Origin of the sequence: Leifsonia sp. C5G2 (genome assembly GCF_013359685.1) — a bacterium.
Lineage (GTDB): Bacteria > Actinomycetota > Actinomycetes > Actinomycetales > Microbacteriaceae > Leifsonia.
In genome coordinates this window covers 154912-171008 of sequence record NZ_JABFMV010000007.1, presented here as the reverse complement: position 1 = coordinate 171008, position 16097 = coordinate 154912, and the positions used below count along the sequence as shown (strand labels likewise).

17 protein-coding genes are annotated in these 16097 nt (G+C 71.4%); 15 read left to right on the top strand and 2 right to left on the bottom strand.

Annotated features, from left to right (window positions below; all coding sequences use genetic code 11):
* Positions 1-71 precede the first annotated feature (71 nt).
* From HNO83_RS11390 to HNO83_RS11360, 7 genes are all read left to right on the top strand, one after another.
* Positions 72-824 carry an amino acid ABC transporter ATP-binding protein gene (locus HNO83_RS11390; RefSeq protein WP_283810087.1) on the top strand — a complete coding sequence of 251 codons (753 nt, stop codon included), beginning with the start codon at positions 72-74 and terminating at the stop codon, positions 822-824.
* A 73-nt stretch (positions 825-897) separates the two neighbouring features.
* Positions 898-1836: a glutamate ABC transporter substrate-binding protein gene (locus HNO83_RS11385; protein WP_175337637.1), complete on the top strand. Its 939-nt coding sequence runs from the start codon at positions 898-900 to the stop codon at positions 1834-1836.
* Positions 1837-1924: 88 nt separating this feature from the next.
* Positions 1925-2569, top strand: a complete 645-nt coding sequence (locus tag HNO83_RS11380; protein WP_175337636.1) for an amino acid ABC transporter permease — start codon at positions 1925-1927, stop codon at positions 2567-2569.
* Positions 2566-3516: an amino acid ABC transporter permease gene (locus HNO83_RS11375; protein ID WP_175337635.1), complete on the top strand. Its 951-nt coding sequence runs from the start codon at positions 2566-2568 to the stop codon at positions 3514-3516. The genes HNO83_RS11380 and HNO83_RS11375 overlap by 4 nt, the downstream gene beginning before the upstream one ends.
* Positions 3509-4525, top strand: coding sequence for an asparaginase (locus HNO83_RS11370; protein ID WP_175337634.1), 1017 nt, complete (start codon positions 3509-3511; stop codon positions 4523-4525). Before HNO83_RS11375 ends, HNO83_RS11370 begins: the two co-directional genes overlap by 8 nt.
* A complete protein-coding gene (locus tag HNO83_RS11365; RefSeq protein WP_175337633.1) occupies positions 4522-5283 on the top strand; it encodes a copper homeostasis protein CutC in 762 nt (253 codons plus the stop codon). The genes HNO83_RS11370 and HNO83_RS11365 overlap by 4 nt, the downstream gene beginning before the upstream one ends.
* Positions 5280-6182, top strand: a complete 903-nt coding sequence (locus tag HNO83_RS11360) for an ROK family protein (RefSeq protein ID WP_175337632.1) — start codon at positions 5280-5282, stop codon at positions 6180-6182. The genes HNO83_RS11365 and HNO83_RS11360 overlap by 4 nt, the downstream gene beginning before the upstream one ends.
* Before the next feature lie 9 nt (positions 6183-6191).
* On the opposite strand, the gene HNO83_RS11355 is transcribed toward HNO83_RS11360, so the two are convergent.
* The gene (locus HNO83_RS11355) at positions 6192-7283 is read right to left on the bottom strand and encodes a hypothetical protein (RefSeq protein WP_175337631.1); all 1092 of its coding nucleotides are present in this window, start codon (positions 7281-7283) and stop codon (positions 6192-6194) included.
* A gap of 107 nt (positions 7284-7390) precedes the next feature.
* Here HNO83_RS11355 and HNO83_RS20770 point away from each other — a divergent pair, with 107 nt between their 5' ends.
* Genes HNO83_RS20770 through HNO83_RS11330 form a run of 5 tightly spaced genes read left to right on the top strand, consistent with a single transcriptional unit; the run spans position 7391 to position 12951 of the window.
* Positions 7391-8842, top strand: coding sequence for an FUSC family protein (locus tag HNO83_RS20770; protein WP_175337630.1), 1452 nt, complete (start codon positions 7391-7393; stop codon positions 8840-8842).
* 52 nt (positions 8843-8894) lie between these two features.
* Complete coding sequence (locus tag HNO83_RS11345) at positions 8895-9347, top strand: MarR family winged helix-turn-helix transcriptional regulator (protein WP_175337629.1); 453 nt, start codon at positions 8895-8897, stop codon at positions 9345-9347.
* 20 nt (positions 9348-9367) lie between these two features.
* A complete protein-coding gene (locus tag HNO83_RS11340; protein WP_175337628.1) occupies positions 9368-9790 on the top strand; it encodes an organic hydroperoxide resistance protein in 423 nt (140 codons plus the stop codon).
* A 3-nt stretch (positions 9791-9793) separates the two neighbouring features.
* On the top strand, positions 9794-10771 hold the full coding sequence (locus tag HNO83_RS11335; RefSeq protein ID WP_175337627.1) for a zinc-binding dehydrogenase: 978 nt from the start codon (positions 9794-9796) through the stop codon (positions 10769-10771).
* 41 nt (positions 10772-10812) lie between these two features.
* Complete coding sequence (locus HNO83_RS11330) at positions 10813-12951, top strand: S9 family peptidase (RefSeq protein WP_175337626.1); 2139 nt, start codon at positions 10813-10815, stop codon at positions 12949-12951.
* Positions 12952-13047: 96 nt separating this feature from the next.
* On the opposite strand, the gene HNO83_RS11325 is transcribed toward HNO83_RS11330, so the two are convergent.
* On the bottom strand, positions 13048-13872 hold the full coding sequence (locus tag HNO83_RS11325) for an aldo/keto reductase (RefSeq protein WP_175337625.1): 825 nt from the start codon (positions 13870-13872) through the stop codon (positions 13048-13050).
* Positions 13873-13927: 55 nt separating this feature from the next.
* On the opposite strand from HNO83_RS11325, the gene HNO83_RS11320 reads away from it, so the two are divergent.
* From HNO83_RS11320 to HNO83_RS11310, 3 genes are all read left to right on the top strand, one after another.
* The gene (locus HNO83_RS11320; protein WP_175337624.1) at positions 13928-14470 is read left to right on the top strand and encodes a type 1 glutamine amidotransferase domain-containing protein; all 543 of its coding nucleotides are present in this window, start codon (positions 13928-13930) and stop codon (positions 14468-14470) included.
* Positions 14471-14554: 84 nt separating this feature from the next.
* Positions 14555-15700: a DUF1266 domain-containing protein gene (locus HNO83_RS11315; RefSeq protein WP_175337623.1), complete on the top strand. Its 1146-nt coding sequence runs from the start codon at positions 14555-14557 to the stop codon at positions 15698-15700.
* A 103-nt stretch (positions 15701-15803) separates the two neighbouring features.
* Positions 15804-16085, top strand: coding sequence for a Fe-S cluster assembly protein HesB (locus HNO83_RS11310; protein WP_175337622.1), 282 nt, complete (start codon positions 15804-15806; stop codon positions 16083-16085).
* Positions 16086-16097: the final 12 nt, after the last annotated feature.

Genomic DNA, 16097 nt, shown 5'->3' with positions numbered 1-16097 from the left:
TATTGCGATAAACAGCAGACACTTAGTACGCTCATCGAAACCTGCCCGAAGACGATGCGAGGAACCTCCCCATGACAGCAGTGGACGCCCGGCCGATGGTGAGCCTGCGCGCGGTCGACAAGCACTTCGGCGACCTCCACGTGCTCCAGAGCATCGACCTCGACGTCGCAGAGCGCGAGGTGGTCGTGGTCGTCGGGCCGTCGGGCTCCGGCAAGTCGACGCTCTGCCGCTCGATCAACCGGCTCGAGACCATCGACTCCGGCGAGATCCGCGTCGACGGCGAGCTGCTGCCGGAGGAGGGCGCTCCGCTGGCGAAGCTGCGCGCCGAGGTCGGGATGGTGTTCCAGTCTTTCAACCTGTTCGCGCACCGCACCATCCTCGACAACGTCACACTCGCGCCGCTCAAGGTGCGGAAGCTGGGCAAGGACGCGGCGCGGGCGCAGGCGATGGAGCTGCTGGAGCGCGTCGGCATCGCCGACAAGGCGCAGAGCCACCCCGCGCAGCTCTCCGGCGGGCAGCAGCAGCGCGCCGCCATCGCCCGCGCGCTCGCCATGCAGCCCAAGGTGATGCTGTTCGACGAGCCGACCAGCGCCCTCGACCCCGAGATGGTGGGCGAGGTGCTGGATGTCATGACCTCGCTCGCCAAGGAGGGCATGACCATGATCGTGGTCACCCACGAGATGGGCTTCGCCCGCCGCGCCGCCGATCGCGTGGTCTTCATGGACCGCGGCCAGATCGTCGAGCAGGCCCCGCCCGCACAGTTCTTCGACTCGCCTGCCACCGCGCGGGCGCAGTCGTTCCTGGCCTCCGTGCTCTCGCACTGAAACCCGCACGCACGAGGCCGCGCACCACCTGCTCCACATCACACCCCCGTCCGATCAGAAAGGGATTCATCCCATGACCCGCAGCATCCGCAGGAAGGGCGCCCTCGCGGGCGTCGTGCTCGCGGCCGTGACGCTCGCCGTCACCGCCTGCTCCGGCAACACGGCACTGCCCGGCAGCGACGCCAGCTCCACCGCGTCCGGAGACTCCGTGCTCGCCGGCGCGCCCGTCGCCAAGGCCGACCTCATCCTCTCCGGCTCGACCATGGAGAAGATCAAGAAGCGCGGCAAGCTCATCGTCGCCGAGGCGCTCGACGCCCCTCTGCTCTCGCAGCAGGACCCGACCGACCCCAGCAAGGTCAACGGCTTCGACGCCGAGCTCGCCAAGCTGCTCGCCACCTACATCATCGGCAAGCCGAACGTGGAGATCGTGCCGCCGGCGTCGGAGACCCGTGAGGCGATGCTGCAGAACGACACGGTCGACGTCGTCTTCAACACGTACACGATCACCGAGGAGCGCGCCAAGCAGGTCGACTTCGCCGGCCCGTACTTCGAGTCCGGCCTCGCGGTCGCCGTGAAGAGCGACAACAAGGACATCAAGAGCTACAAGGACCTCGACGGCAAGAACGTGATCGTCGGCGCCAACACGCCGGCCGTCACCGAGGTGCCGAAGATCGCCCCGAAGGCGACCGTCACCGCGTTCGGCACCGACCCCGCCGCCGTTCAGGCGCTCATCCAGGGCCGCGGCGACGCCTACGTGCAGGACTACACGCTGCTCGCCAGCGACGCGGCCAGCGAGAAGCAGATCAAGGTGGTCGGGCAGCCCTTCACGAAGGAGCCGTACGGCATCGGCCTGAAGCACGGCGACGACGACTTCAAGAAGTTCGTCAACGAGTGGCTGAAGACCATCCAGAAGGGCGGCCAGTGGGGCAAGGCGTGGAAGACCACGCTCGGCACCGTGACCGACTCCGACGTTCCGACGCCGCCGGAGATCGGCTCGGTCCCCGGCTCCTGACAGACCGGCCGGATGCGCGTGCGAGGCAGCCCCCCATGCCCGCGCGCATCCGGCCACCCCATCCCCTCCACCGCTGGACGAGAGAACGATGAACCCCCTGATCGACAACCTGGGACCGCTGCTCCAGGCACTCGGCACCACGCTGCTGATGGCCGTGGTGGCCGGCGTCGGCTCCATCATCCTCGGCGTGCTGATCACCATCGCCCGGGTGAGCCCCATCCCGGTGCTCCGCGCCGCCGCGTTCCTCTACGTCCAGTTCTTCATCAACGTCCCGCTGCTGGCGCTCCTGCTGCTCGCGGTGTTCGCGCTCCCGGATGCCGGGCTGCTGCTGCCGCTGACGCCCACCGCGATCATCGTGCTCACGGTCTACGAAGCTGCGTACGTCGCCGAGGCCGTGCGCTCCGGCGTCAACACCGTCCCGGTCGGGCAGGTGGAGGCGTCCCGCGCCCTCGGCCTCACCCTCTGGCAGTCGCTGCGGTACGTCGTCGTCCCGCAGGCGCTGCGGGCGGTCGTGCAGCCGATCGGCAACGTGATGATCGCACTCGCGATGAACACGGCCCTCGCCGCGGCGGTCGGCGTGGTCGAGCTCACCGCCGAGGTCAACAAGATCAACCTCGTCGCGGCGCAGCCCATCCTGATCTTCTCCAGCGCAGGACTGCTCTACATGGCCATCGCCCTCGCCATCGGCCTCGCCGCCGGCTGGGTGGAGCGGAAGGTGGCGATCGCCCGATGACCGCGCAGCTCATCCCCGACCGGCCGGCACCCGTGCGCGCGAAGCGCTCGAAGCGCCGCTACGACGCCGCCTTCATCTACGACGTGCCCGGCCCGCGCGGCCGGCGCAACATCCTGATCGGCTCGATCGTCAGCGTCGCGATCTTCGCGGCCGTCGTCGGCCTGGGGCTCTGGCAGTTCGCCGCCCACGGTCAGCTCGCGCCTGAACGCTGGGCCCCGTTCACCGAGTGGGCGATCTGGCAGTACCTGCTCGTCGGTCTGCTCGGGACGCTGGAGGCCGCCGCCATCGTGGCCGTGCTCGGCGCCGCGCTGGGCGTGCTGCTCGCCCTCGGCCGGGTCAGCCACGTGAAGTGGGTGCGCTTCCTCTGCGGGCTCTACATCGAGATCGCGCGCACCGTCCCGGTGCTGCTGGTCATCTACCTCATGCTGTTCGGCCTGCCGCAGATCGGCATCAACCTGCCGACGCTGTGGAAGCTCGTCGTTCCGCTGACGATCGCCAACGCGGCCGTCTTCGCCGAGATCGTGCGGGCCGGCATCCTGAGCCTGCCGCGCGGCCAGCGCGAGGCGGCGCTCAGCCTCGGGATGCGGCCGGTGCAGGCGATGACGTACGTGGTGCTCCCGCAGGCGGTGCGCAACGTGACGCCGTCGCTCGTGACGCAGTTCGTCAGCCTCCTGAAGGACACCTCGCTCGGCTACATCGTCGCGTTCACCGAGCTGCTGTACCGCGGCCAGGTGCTCGCCTCGTACCTGCACCTGCTCATCCCCACCTATGTCGCCGTCACGGTCATCTACCTGATCGTCAACGGCAGCCTCTCGGCCTTCGCCTCGCGCCTGCAGCGCGGGTCGCGCCGCCGCACGACGGCCCCGCCGACCCTCCCCTCCCTTCCTGCCGTCGCGGCTGCATCCCACGCCGAGGACGCCGACACCACGAAAGCCGACCATGCCTGACGCCGCCACCGTGACCGTTCCGACCGCCGGAGCCGCCGTCCCGCTCGCCGAGCTGGCGGTGGTGCGCCGCTCCGGGCTGATCGAGAGCAGGCACTTCGGCAGCCTGGTCGCGCTGGACCCGTCGGGCGCGACCCTGCTCGAGCTCGGCGACGCGGATGCCGTCGTGCTGCCCCGCAGCACGGTGAAGCCGCTGCAGGCGCTCGGCTGCCTGACCGCGGGTGCACCGCTCGCAGGGCCCGAGCTCGCGATCGCCGCGGGCAGCCACACCGGCGAGGACGAGCACGTGCGCGTGGTGCGCACCCTGCTGGAGCGGGCCGGCGTCGGCGACGACGCCCTCGGCTGCCCGGTCGACCGGCCGGAGGACCAGGCGACCTTCGAGCGGATGCTGCGCGACGGCGAGGGCCGCGAGCGCGTGCGGATGAACTGCTCCGGCAAGCATGCCGCGATGCTGCTCGCCGCGGCGACCAACGGCTGGCCGACCGAGGGCTACCTGGATCCCGCTCACCCGCTTCAGCAGCACCTCCGGGAGGTGATGGCCGAGGTCACCGGCGTGCCGGTCGGCCATGACGCGATCGACGGCTGCGGCGCACCGCTGTTCGGCACGACCGTGCGCGGGATCGCGCGCGCCTTCGGCCGGCTGGTGCAGGCCGAGTCGGGAACGCCCGAGCGTGCCGTCGCGGACGCCATGCGCGAGCACCCCTACTACGTCGGCGGGTCCGGCCACCAGAACACGACCCTGATGGAGACCGTCCCCGGCGCGCTCGCCAAGGGCGGCGCGGAGGGGGTCATCGGTGTCGCTGCGGCCGACGGCACCGCGGTCGCGATGAAGATCGTGGACGGCAGCCCTCGGGCGACCACGCTGATCGCGCTGCGCGTGCTGGAGGCGCTCGGCACCCCGATCGCGGACGCGCGCGCCCTCGTCGATCTCCCGGTGCTCGGCGGCGGACGCCCGGTCGGCTCGATCGAGCTCGGCGCCGACCTGACCGCCGCGCTCGGACGCCTCGCGTGACCGCCGTCGAGATCTGTCTGGACGACCTCGCCGGGGTGCGGATCGCGGAGGAGGAGGGCGCCGACCGCATCGAGCTGTGCGCCGCGCTCGCGGAGGGCGGCATCACTCCCTCGATCGGCACGGTCGCGGCGGCGCTGCGGATGGCGACGAGCATCGGCATCCAGGTGCTCGTGCGGCAGCGGCCGGGCGACTTCGTGTACGACGAGGACGAGCTGCAGGCGATGGTCGACGACATCCACTCGATGCGGGCGCTGCCCAACCCGGCGGGCGTCGTGCTCGGCTTCGTGATCGGCGCGCTGCGCGCCGATGGACGGATCAACGTGGATGCGACCCGCCGCCTGGTCGCGGCGTGCGGCGACGCGCCGGTGACGTTCCACAAGGCGTTCGACCAACTGGCGGACCACGCGGAAGGGCTGGAGCAGCTCGTCGCGCTCGGCGTCTCGCGGGTGCTCACGTCCGCGGGCGCCCCGACGGTGCTGGAGGGGGCCGACGACCTGGCCCGGCTGGTCGAGCTCGCGGGCGATCGCATCCGGATCCTGGCGGGCGGCGGCGTCCGCCCGGCGAACGTGACGGAGGTGCTGGAGCGCACCGGCGTGCGCGAGGTGCACCTGCGCGCCCAGCACGCGGTGCCGTCGGCGGCCGCAGCGGCCGGGACGCCCACCGCGTACGACGCGGGGACGCGCGAGGTGACCTCCGCGGAGGTCGTGCGCTCGGTCGTCTCCGCTGTGCGTGGCGCTGCTGAGGGGCGCGACGCATGAGCGGCCTCCCTGTCGTCCTCGCCGTCGACCTCGGCGGGACCGGGATGAAGGGAGCCGTCGTCGCGGAGGACGGCGCGACGCTCGCCGAGTCGACGCTCGCGACGCCGTCGGACGGCATCCTGACGGCCCTCGTGGCGATGCTGGCGGAGCTGCGCCGGACCGCCGCCGACGCCGGCCACGATGTGGTGGGCGCGGGGGTCGCGACACCGGGGATGCTGGACGAGCAGCGCGGGCTCGTGCACTACGCGTCCAACCTGGGCTGGCGCGACGTCCCGCTACTCGACATCCTCCGCGCGGAGCTGAAGCTGCCCGTCGCCGTCGGACACGACGTCCGCGCCGCGGGGCTCGCCGAGCGGAGCACGGGCGCCGCCCGCGGCTTCGGCGACTTCGCGCTCGTGCCGATCGGCACCGGCGTGGCCGCCGCCCTCGTCTCGTCCGGCGGCGCCGTGACCGGCGCGACCGGCGCCGCCGGCGAGTTCGGTCACATCCCGGTGATCCCGGGCGGGGAGCCGTGCACCTGCGGCCAGCGCGGCTGCCTCGAGGTGTACATGTCCGGCGCCGGCGTCGCCCGGCGGTACCGCGCCGCGGGCGGGGAGGCGCTGAGCACGCGGACGATCGTGGCCCGGCTGGGCGAGGACGCGCTCGCCGACCGCATCTGGTCGGAGGCGCTGGACGTGCTCGCGCAGGGCCTCAACATCCTGACCCTGCTGCTCGACCCCGGACTCATCGTGCTCGGCGGCGGCGTCTCGCACGCGGGCGACGCACTGTTCGGTCCGCTCGGCGACCGGATGTCGGACGGCCTCGCCTGGCGCGATCGCCCGCCCGTGGTGCGGAGCGCGCTCGGCGGAGACGCAGGCCGCACCGGCGCCGCCCTCCTCGCCTTCGCCGCCGCCCGCTGACCAGGGAGGTCAGCGGAACATCATCTTCTCGTAGAGGGTGCGGCCGGTGACGTGGTCGGTCAGGTCGTCGAGCGCGATGTCGAGCTCCAGGTCCGCGTTGAAGTCGTAGTACATGGGGTGCTCGGACGCGTGCAGCAGGCGCGCGATGCCGTGCCGCGGGACGCCCATGTCGAGCGACTCGATGAGCTTCGGTTCGGTCGCCGTCATCGTGATGGTGCCGCGGTCGGAGCTCCAGGACCAGACCATGCGCGTGGGGTAGGTCTGGTGCCCCGGCCCGGGCACGTCTCCACTGGTCTCCAGCCGGAGCGGCAGAAGGTCGTCGGTGATGAGCGTGTCGCCCTTGGCCAGATAGAAGGTCGGGATGTTCAGCTCGCCGAACCCCATCAGGCCCTTCGTCGTCATCCGCACGTAAACGACCGTGTACTCGCCCACGTGGGCGCGCCCCCAGTACCAGTGGTCGAGGAACGACCCCATCAGGTGGTTTCCCCAGTTGTGGTCGTGGTAGGCGCTGCCGGTGAGTTCGCTCGTCGTTCCGCCCTGGCCGATGACCGCCGAGACGCGACCGTACGGCACCGGCACCACCCAGGCGAGGTAGTGCGTGCGCGCGGAGTCGAAGTAGCTGACGCCTGCTCCCGGCCGCCAGGAGGGCGCCTCGCGGTCGATGGTCACGTCGGCGACGATGCCGTCCGCCTCCACGTGCAGCACGTAGTGGTCGAGGTCGCCGGTGACCGTGTTCGGGCCGATGCGCACGTCGCAGCGGTCGGTCGCCGCGGCGAACTCGTCGGCCGGGAAGGTCGGCTCGAGGTGCAGCCGCGACCCGTCGGCCAGCTGACGGATGATCAGGACCGTCGGCGTCAGCGGGCCGGACGGGTCGGTGTGCGGCTTGTTCGAGAACGTGACGACCAGGGTCGATCCGTCGTCGAACTGGCAGTCGAAGTACCACCACTCGAACGTCGAGTCTGCCGCGCCTGCGGCGCGGTAGCCGTCCTCCCACACCTCCACGCGGCCCGGTGTGAGGCCGAGCGCGGTCACGGCCTCCTGCTGCGTCTGCGCCATCTTCTCGCGGACGTCGGGTGTGTCGGGGATGTCGTGAGCGGCCATGCGATTCACCTTCGGGGGTCGGCGGCGGGACTGCTCGAAAGCTACCAAGGCTGCCCGTCGGCGCGCTCACCCGCCTTCAGGGGGTCGCACGGTGAGAGGATGACGCGGTGAGAGTGCGCATCGGGCTGGCCGCGCTGGTCGTCACCGCCGCGGCGGCGGGAGCCTGCGCGACGATGTGGTTCATCGGTCTCGCCGTCGGCGCCGGCGGCTCCGCCTGCGTGCTGGCGACGGTGGTGGCGCTCTCCCTCGGCCGCCGGACGTTCGCGACGCGAGCCGACTTCGCGGGCTCAGCCGCGCTCCTCCCCGTGATCGGCCTCGGGGCCGGAGCGGTCGGCTGGCTGCTCGTCACGGTTCCGCCGCTCGGCGCGGCGCTCTTCGTGGCCGGGATGAGCATCCCGATCTGGATGCGCCGCTTCGGCCCGCGCGTCGCCCGCCTCGGCGCCCTGATCGCCCTCCCGCTGACCGCCGTGCTCGTCGCACCCGTGCCGCCCTCTCCCGGCGTCCCGGCCTGGCTGACGGCCGCCCTCGTGCTGGTGGCCGGCGTGGTGGCGGCGCTCTGGGTCGCGGTCGCGCGCGAGGTGCTGCGACTCATCCCGGGCGAGGCGCAGCTGCAGGAGGCCGCACCTCCGCCTGAGCCGCGACGCCAGGCGACTGCGAAGCCGGGTCGTCGCCGCCTGCCCGCCAGCACGCGGATGGCGGTCCAGATGGCGGTCGCGTTGTCGGCGGCCTTCCTGGTCGGCTGGGCCGTCTTCCCGGACCACGTCATGTGGGTCGTGCTGACGGCGTTCCTGGTCTGCTCCGGCAACCGAGGCCGCGCCGACGTGCTGCACAAGAGCGCCCTGCGTGTGCTCGGCGCGCTCGGCGGCACCATCGGCGCCGTCGCGATCGTGGCGGTGCTGCCCGACGCGTCCGACCCTGGTGCGGTGGTCGCGATCTTCCTCGCACTCTTCGCCGGCACCTGGCTGCGGACGGTGAGCTACGCGTACTGGGCGGTCGCGGTGACGCTCGCGCTGTCGCTGCTGCAGGAGCTGACCGGTGCGACGACGATCGCCGGGGAGGCGGGGATGCTCGGCGAGCGGCTCGTCGCCATCGTCGTCGGCGCGGTGCTGGGCATCGCGGCGAGCTGGTTCGTGCTGCCGGTCAAGAGCGTCGACGTGCTGCGTCGGAGACTCGCCGACGTGCTCACCGCCCTCGGCTCGGCGCTCTCGCCCGCGGGCCCGGACGTTGCTCCCGGCGAACGCGCACGCCGGATCGCCGCCTTCCGCGCGTCCGTCGCCCGGGTCGAGCAGCTCGCCCCCGCGCATCGCGCCGCCCGGATGATCGCGGGCCGCCGGGTGCGCGCGATCGACTGCATCGAGGTGGCGGCTGCGCTGCCGGAGGCGCTGGACGCCCGGCTCGCCGACCGCGCAGACGGCGCCGGGGCGCACGACGGCGAGCGCCTGCGCGGTGCCATCGCCACCGCCCGCCGTAGCCTCGCCGCCCCGCCGGACCTCGGCCGCGTGCACGACGCCTTCGGCGCCCTCGCCGTCACGCTTCGCGGCGGCGACACCGCATCCTGACAAGCATCTCCATTAAGTTGTGCACAATCTAATTGCGTGCAACGATATTCGTATGCCCGTGACCGATGAGATGGTGTGCTTCTCGCTGTACGCCGCGACGCGCGCCACCACGCAGGCTTACCGCACGCTCCTGGAGCCGTGGGGCCTGACCTACCCGCAGTACCTCGTCCTCGTCACCCTGTGGGTGGAGGGCGAGCAGACCGTCGGGTCGCTCGGCGAGCACCTGCAGCTCGACTCCGGCACGCTGTCTCCCCTGCTGCGCAGGATGGAGCAGGCCGGGCTGGTCACGCGCAAGCGCCGCCCCGGCGACGAGCGCGTCGTGACCGTCGCCGTCGGCGAGCGCGGACTGGAGCTGCGCCCGCAGCTGGCGCACATCCCGCAGCGGATCGTCGCGGGCACCGGCCTGCCCGACGAGAAGGCCGCAGCGGCCCTCATCGACACGCTGCACCGGCTGACCGAGACCATGCACGCCGCGGCGCAGCAGCCGGTCGCCGCAACCGAATGAACCACCCACGAAAGGCAACGATGAACGCCCTCTACACCGCAGAAGCCCTCTCCACCGGAGCCGGGCGCGACGGCCGTGTCGCGACCAGCGACGGCACCTTCGCACTCGACCTCGCCGTGCCGAAGGAGATGGGCGGCTCGGGCGCCGGCACCAACCCGGAGCAGCTGTTCGCCGCCGGGTACGCGGCGTGCTTCCACTCCGCGCTGCAGGCGGTCGCCCGCGGCAAGAAGGTGAAGCTGGAGGACTCGTCCGTCGGCGGCCGGGTGCAGATCGGCCCGAACGGCGAGGGCGGCTACCAGCTCTCCGTGCTGCTCGAGGTCGTCCTGCCCGGGCTCGAGCACGAGCAGGCTCAGGAGCTGGCGGATGCCGCTCACCTGGTGTGCCCCTACTCCAACGCCACCCGTGGCAACATCGATGTCACGATCACGGTCTCGGAGGACTGAGCGATGAAGGCACTGATCCACCACACGTTCAGCGACCCGGCCGAGGTCCTGGCCGTCGAGGAGCGCCCGCTGCCCGAGCCCGGTCCGGGCGAGGTCCGCGTCCGGATGCTGCTCTCCCCCATCCACAACCACGACCTGTGGACGGTGCGCGGCACCTACGGCTTCAAGCCGGAGCTGCCGGCGCAGGCCGGCACCGAGGCGCTCGGCGTCGTGGATGCGCTCGGCGAGGGCGTCGACCAGCTCGCCGTCGGCCAGCGCGTCGTCACCGGCGGCACCTTCGGGGTCTGGGCCGAGTACTTCGTCGCCCGCGCCGGCGCCCTCATCCCCGTGCCGGACGGCCTTCCCGACGAGGCAGCCGCCCAGCTCGTCTCGATGCCGTTCAGCGCGATCAGCCTGATCGACTCGCTCGGTCTCGGCGAGGGCGACTGGATGATCCAGAACGCCGCGAACGGAGCCGTCGGCCGCATGGTCGCCCAGCTCGGGTCCGCCCGCGGCCTCAACGTCGTCGGCCTGGTGCGCCGGGCCGCCGGCGTCGAGGAGCTGCGTGCGCAGGGCATCGAGCGGATCGTCGCGACCGACGACCCGGCGTGGCGCGACCGCGTGGCCGAGATCACCGGCGGTGCGCCGATCCGCGTCGGCGTCGACTCCGTCGGCGGGTCCGCAGCGGGCGATGTGCTCGGGACCCTCGCCGAGAACGGCACGCTCGTCGTCTTCGGCTCCATGGGGTCGCCGAAGCTCGAGCTCTCCGCCGGCGACATCATCTTCAAGCAGGCCACCGTCAAGGGCTTCTGGGGCAGCGTCGTCAGCCGCGAGATGCCGGCCGACCAGCGCGGCCGGCTCTTCCAGGAGCTGTTCGCCCGCATCCAGGACGGCACCCTGACCCTGCCCGTGGCGAGCACCCACGCGCTCGGCGACATCTCCGCCGCCGTCGCCGCCAGCGACACCCCCGGCCGCGTCGGCAAGGTGCTGCTGCGCCCGTGACCGCAGGCGGCGGGGTGGGCATCGCCCGATAGCCTTGGGCTATGCTCACCCCGCCGGTCACGCCGAAGAAGCCCGTCGAACGCATCCACCACGGCGACGTCTACGTCGACGACTACGAGTGGCTGCGCGACAAGGACGACCAGCAGGTGATCGCGCACCTGCACGAGGAGAACGCCTACACCAACGCCCGCACGGAGCACCTCGCGGTGCTGCGCGAGCAGATCTTCGACGAGATCAAGGCCCGCACCCGCGAGACCGACATGAGCGTCCCGGTGCGCGAGGGCGACTGGTGGTACTACACCCGCACGGTCGAGGGGAAGCAGTACGGCATCCACTGCCGTGCGCCGATCGCCTCTGCGGACGACTGGGTGCCGCCGACCCTCGACGAGGAGGCGCAGCGCGACGGCCTCCCCGGCGAGCAGGTGCTCCTCGACGACAACGCGGAGGCGGAGGGGCACGACTTCTACGCGCTCGGCAGCTTCGATGTGAGCGCCGACGGCACACGGCTGCTGTGGGCGGTCGACACCGAGGGCGACGAGCGCTACACCCTCCGCATCCGCTCGCTCGTCGACGACGGCGTGGAGTTCCCGGACGAGATCGAGGGGACCTCGGGCGGCGCGCTGTTCGACCAGACCGGCGCCTATGTCTTCTACGCGACGGTCGACGACTCCTGGCGACCGGACACCATCTGGCGGCACCGCGTCGGCGACGGGCCCGAGGTGGAGGACGTCCAGGTGTTCCACGAGCCCGACGAGCGCTACTGGATCGGCGTGGGCCTCACCCGCAGCCGCCGCTTCCTCGTCATCGAGGCCGGGTCGAACATCACCAGCGAGGCCTGGCTGCTCCGTTCCGACGACCCGACCGGCGAGTTCTCGGTGGTCTGGCCGCGGAAGGAGGGCGTCGAGTACGACCTCGAGCACGCCGTGGTCGGCGGCCACGACCGCCTGCTGATCGTGCACAACGACGACGCGGTCAACTTCGAGCTGGTGAGCGTCTCGGCGGAGGACCCGCAGGGCCCGCGCAAGGTCCTGCTTCCGCACGACCCGGCCGTGCGGCTGGAGGGTGTGGATGCGTTCCGCGACTTCGTCAGCGTCGAGTACCGCCGCGACGGAATGACGCGCGTCGCGGTCGCCTGCGTGCCGGACCCGGCGAGCGACCGCCCGGCCGACGACACCCCGCACGAGCTGCACTTCGACGAGGAGCTCTTCACCGTCGGTGTCGGCGGCAACCCCGAGTGGACGCAGCCCTTCCTCCGCCTCGGCTACGGCAGCTTCGTGACGCCTTCGACCGTGTACGACTACGACGTGCGCACCGGCGAGCTGGCGCTCCGCAAGCAGCAGCCTGTGCTCGGCGGGTTCGACCCCTCGCTGTTCGAGCAGCGCCGGGAATGGGCGACCGCGTCCGACGGCGCGCGCATCCCGATCTCGCTGGTGTACCGCCGCGACCTGGTCACGCCGGGCGACCCGGCGCCGCTCGTGCTCTACGGCTACGGGTCGTACGAGGCCAGCATGGACCCGTCGTTCGGCATCCCGCGCCTCAGCCTGCTCGACCGCGGCGTGGTGTTCGCGATCGCGCACGTGCGCGGCGGCGGGGAGCTCGGCCGGCTCTGGTACGAGAACGGCAAGAAGCTGCACAAGAAGAACACCTTCACCGACTTCGTCGCCGCGGCCAGGCACCTGGTCGACCGCGGCTGGACGGAGCCGTCGCGGATGGCCGCTCAGGGCGGGAGCGCCGGCGGCCTGCTGATGGGCGCCGTGGCGAACCTGGCGCCGCGCGACTTCGCCGGCATCCTCGCCGAGGTGCCGTTCGTGGACCCGCTCACCAGCATCCTGGACCCGTCCCTGCCGCTCACCGTGATCGAGTGGGACGAGTGGGGCGACCCGCTGCACGATCCAGAGGTCTACGACTACATGAAGTCGTACTCGCCGCTGGAGAACGTGCACCGCACGCACTACCCGCGCATCCTCGCGATCACGAGCCTCAACGACACCCGAGTGCTCTACGTCGAGCCCGCCAAGTGGGTCGCGAAGCTGCGCGAGGTGGACGCCGACGCGCTGCTCAAGATCGAGATGGCCGCGGGCCACGGCGGCGTCTCCGGACGCTACGCCGCCTGGCGCGAGCGCGCCTTCGCCCTCGCCTGGCTCCTCGACGTCGTCGGCGCCCACCCCTCCGGCGAGTAACCCCCCGCCATCGAGTCCACGAAGACTGCACGCGACACGCCGGTGCGACGTGCAGTCTTCGCGGACTCGATGGCGGGCGGGCTCGGCGGAGGTGGGTCAGCCGAGGTCGTCGGGGTCCTTGCCGGTGCGCTCGCCGGATTCCAGGGCGGCGATTGCGGCCAGGTCGTCGGCGTCGAGGGTGAAGCCGAAGACGTCGGCGTTGGTGCGGATGCGCTCCGGCGAGGTCGACTTCGGGATGACGACGTTGCCCAGCTGAATCTGCCAGCGGATGACGATCTGCGCGGGCGTGACGCCGTGCTTCGCCGCGAGCGCATCGAGCGTCGGGTCGCCGAGCACGCGGCCGCGCGCCAGCGGCGACCATGCCTCCGTCACGATGCCGTGCGCCGCGTCGTACGCCCGCACCTCCGCCTGCGGCAGCCACGGGTGCAGCTCCACCTGGTTCACTGCGGGCACCGTCTCCGTCTCGCGCGCCAGCCGGTCCAGGTGGTGGGTGTGGAAGTTGGCCACGCCGATCGAGCGCGCCCTCCCCTCGTCGCGCACCCGCTCGAGCGCGCGCCACGTCTCGACGTAGCGGTCGCTCTTCGGCGCCGGCCAGTGGATGAGGAACAGGTCGATCGTGTCGAAGCCGAGCCGCTCGAGGCTCGCGTCGAACGAGCGGAGGGTCGAGTCGTAGCCGTTGTCGGTCCACCACACCTTGCTGGTGACGAACACCTCCGACCGGTCCAGCCCGCTCCGGCGGACGCCCTCCCCCACTCCGCGCTCGTTCTCGTAGAAGGCCGCCGTGTCGATGTGCCGGTACCCCGCGTCGAGCGCGGCGACCACCGCGTCCGCCGTCTCGGCCTCCGGGATCTTGTACACGCCGAAGCCCAGCTGCGGGATCGTGTTGCCGTCGTTGAGAGTCAGCTGCGGGATGCTCGCCATGGGTTCATTCTGCCCCGCCGCGCGCGTACAGGTGGGGTGACGGAAGGAGAACGACATGGCACTGAACGACAAGACGATCGCGTTCCTGGTCGGCCCGGAGGGCATCGAGCAGGCGGAGCTGGTGCAGCCCTGGCAGGCGGTGACCGAGGCGGGAGGGACGCCCAAGCTGGTCTCGAAGGAGTCCGGCGAGGTGCAGGCCTTCAACCACCTCACCCCGGCCGACACGTTCCCGGTGGATGTGACCCTCGACTCCGCGAGCGCCGACCAGTTCGACGCCCTCGTGCTGCCGGGCGGCGTCGCCAACGGGGACCAGGTCCGCATGTTCCCGGAGGCGGTCTCGCTGGTGAAGGCGTTCGCCGACGCGGGCAAGCCGATCGCGGTCATCTGCCACGGCGGCTGGGTGCTGGTCGAGGCCGGTGTGGTCAGCGGTCGCACCCTGACCAGCTGGCCCAGCCTCCAGACCGACTACCGCAACGCGGGCGCCACCTGGGTGGATGAGGAGGTCGTGGTCGACGACGGACCGTTCACCCTGGTCTCGTCGCGCAAGCCCGACGACCTCGAGGCCTTCGACCGCGAGCTGGTGAAGGCGTTCTCGTAGGCGCGTCAGAGAGCCGGTGGCGTCGACGTCTCTAGAAGTGGGCGGGTCGGACGGACCCGCCCACTACACGGAGAGGCAGAACGGATGGCGACGGACATCGAGCGCGCACTCGTGGCGTGCAAAGAGGCGAACGATCTCTCGATGTTCCTCCGGCTCCTCTCCCGGGCCGACCTCTTCGCCCATGTGGACAAGCGCCGTGTCGACAAGGCGATCAAGAGGAACCGTCTCGATGACGCGCTCCATCACCGGCACTGGGAGAACCTTCGGTCGACCACGCCGCACGACCTGACCATCTTCACGCGCGGCGCCCTCCCTCAGCGGGTCGATGCGGTGGTGGCGTGCGCGGTCGTGCCCGACTCGCTCTGGGGCGGGCCCGGGCGCAAGCGCGACCTGGTGATCAATCCCGGCACTCCGAGCGAATTCCGGATCGCCGACGCGAACAGCATCGGCCCGTTCCTGGCCAAGGTCCGCGACGCCGAACCCGCGCCGTCCGGCTGCAGCGACCAGCTCATCACGCACGACGACGCGACGCTGGATGCCGAGCTGCTGCACGCGCTGGCGTGCGGGGGCCACCTCGCCGTCCACGGTCGGCAACCGTGGAACGAAGTCGGGGACATCTACTCCTGCTACATCGACGACGTCACCGGGCTCGGCGAATCGTGGGATGTGAAGGACAACGCGTCATGGACGGTCCAGCTCGCGCGCCTCCTCGCCGGATCGAACACCGATCCCGATCTCGAGAACCTCTTCGAAGCACGCCGGAGACTCGCCACCTTCGATCCGGAGGGGGCCCGGACACCCGGCGTCTGGTTCGCCTATGCGGACCAGACGACTCCCCACGACAGCGGATGGATCGCACACGTCGTATCGGACATCACCGAGTACGAGGAACGCATGATCGGCGATGGTGTCCTCTCGCCGGACGAGTTCGTGCCGTCGATCCTCGCCTACGACTTCGGGCGCGCGGTGCCCTTCTCCCGCTGGGGGCTCGGCGCCCGGTTCGCCTCCTTCGCCGAGGCCGAGGACGGAATCCGGATCGCCGGTCGCAACGCCCGCGCCGTCTACGACTCCTGGCGGATGTTCTCCGCGGGGTACATCCTGGGCCGGGCTCTGCGATTCGGCGACGACGACCACATGTACACGTCGGCCGTCGGGCCCCACCATCTCCTCATGAACACGCCGGAGAGCCCGTGGCGGTCGGTGGACTTCGCCGACCCTACCTGTGTCTAGGCGACGGTGAATGTTCCCTGGCAATGGCCTCCACACGGGTTGCGGCCATGCCGCACCCGCGGGAACCTGGGTCACTCCTGGACCATCAAAGGAAGGAGAGCGCATGCTCACCCTCACCGAGAACGCCAGCACGATCGTCAAGACGCTGACGGACCAGTCGCCCGATGAGACGGCCGGTCTGCGGATCAGCAGCAGCAACACCGACGCCACCGCCTTCGCGGCGGCGGTGACACCGGAGCCCGAGGCTTCGGACCAGGTGGTCGAGTCGGGCGGGGCCCGCATCTTCCTGGAGACTCAGGCCGCCGAGGTCCTCGACGACAAGGTGCTCGACGCGCAGGTCGACGACCAGGGCGCTGTCAGCTTCGCCATCGGCGCGGTCGCCTGACCGAATGCGCAC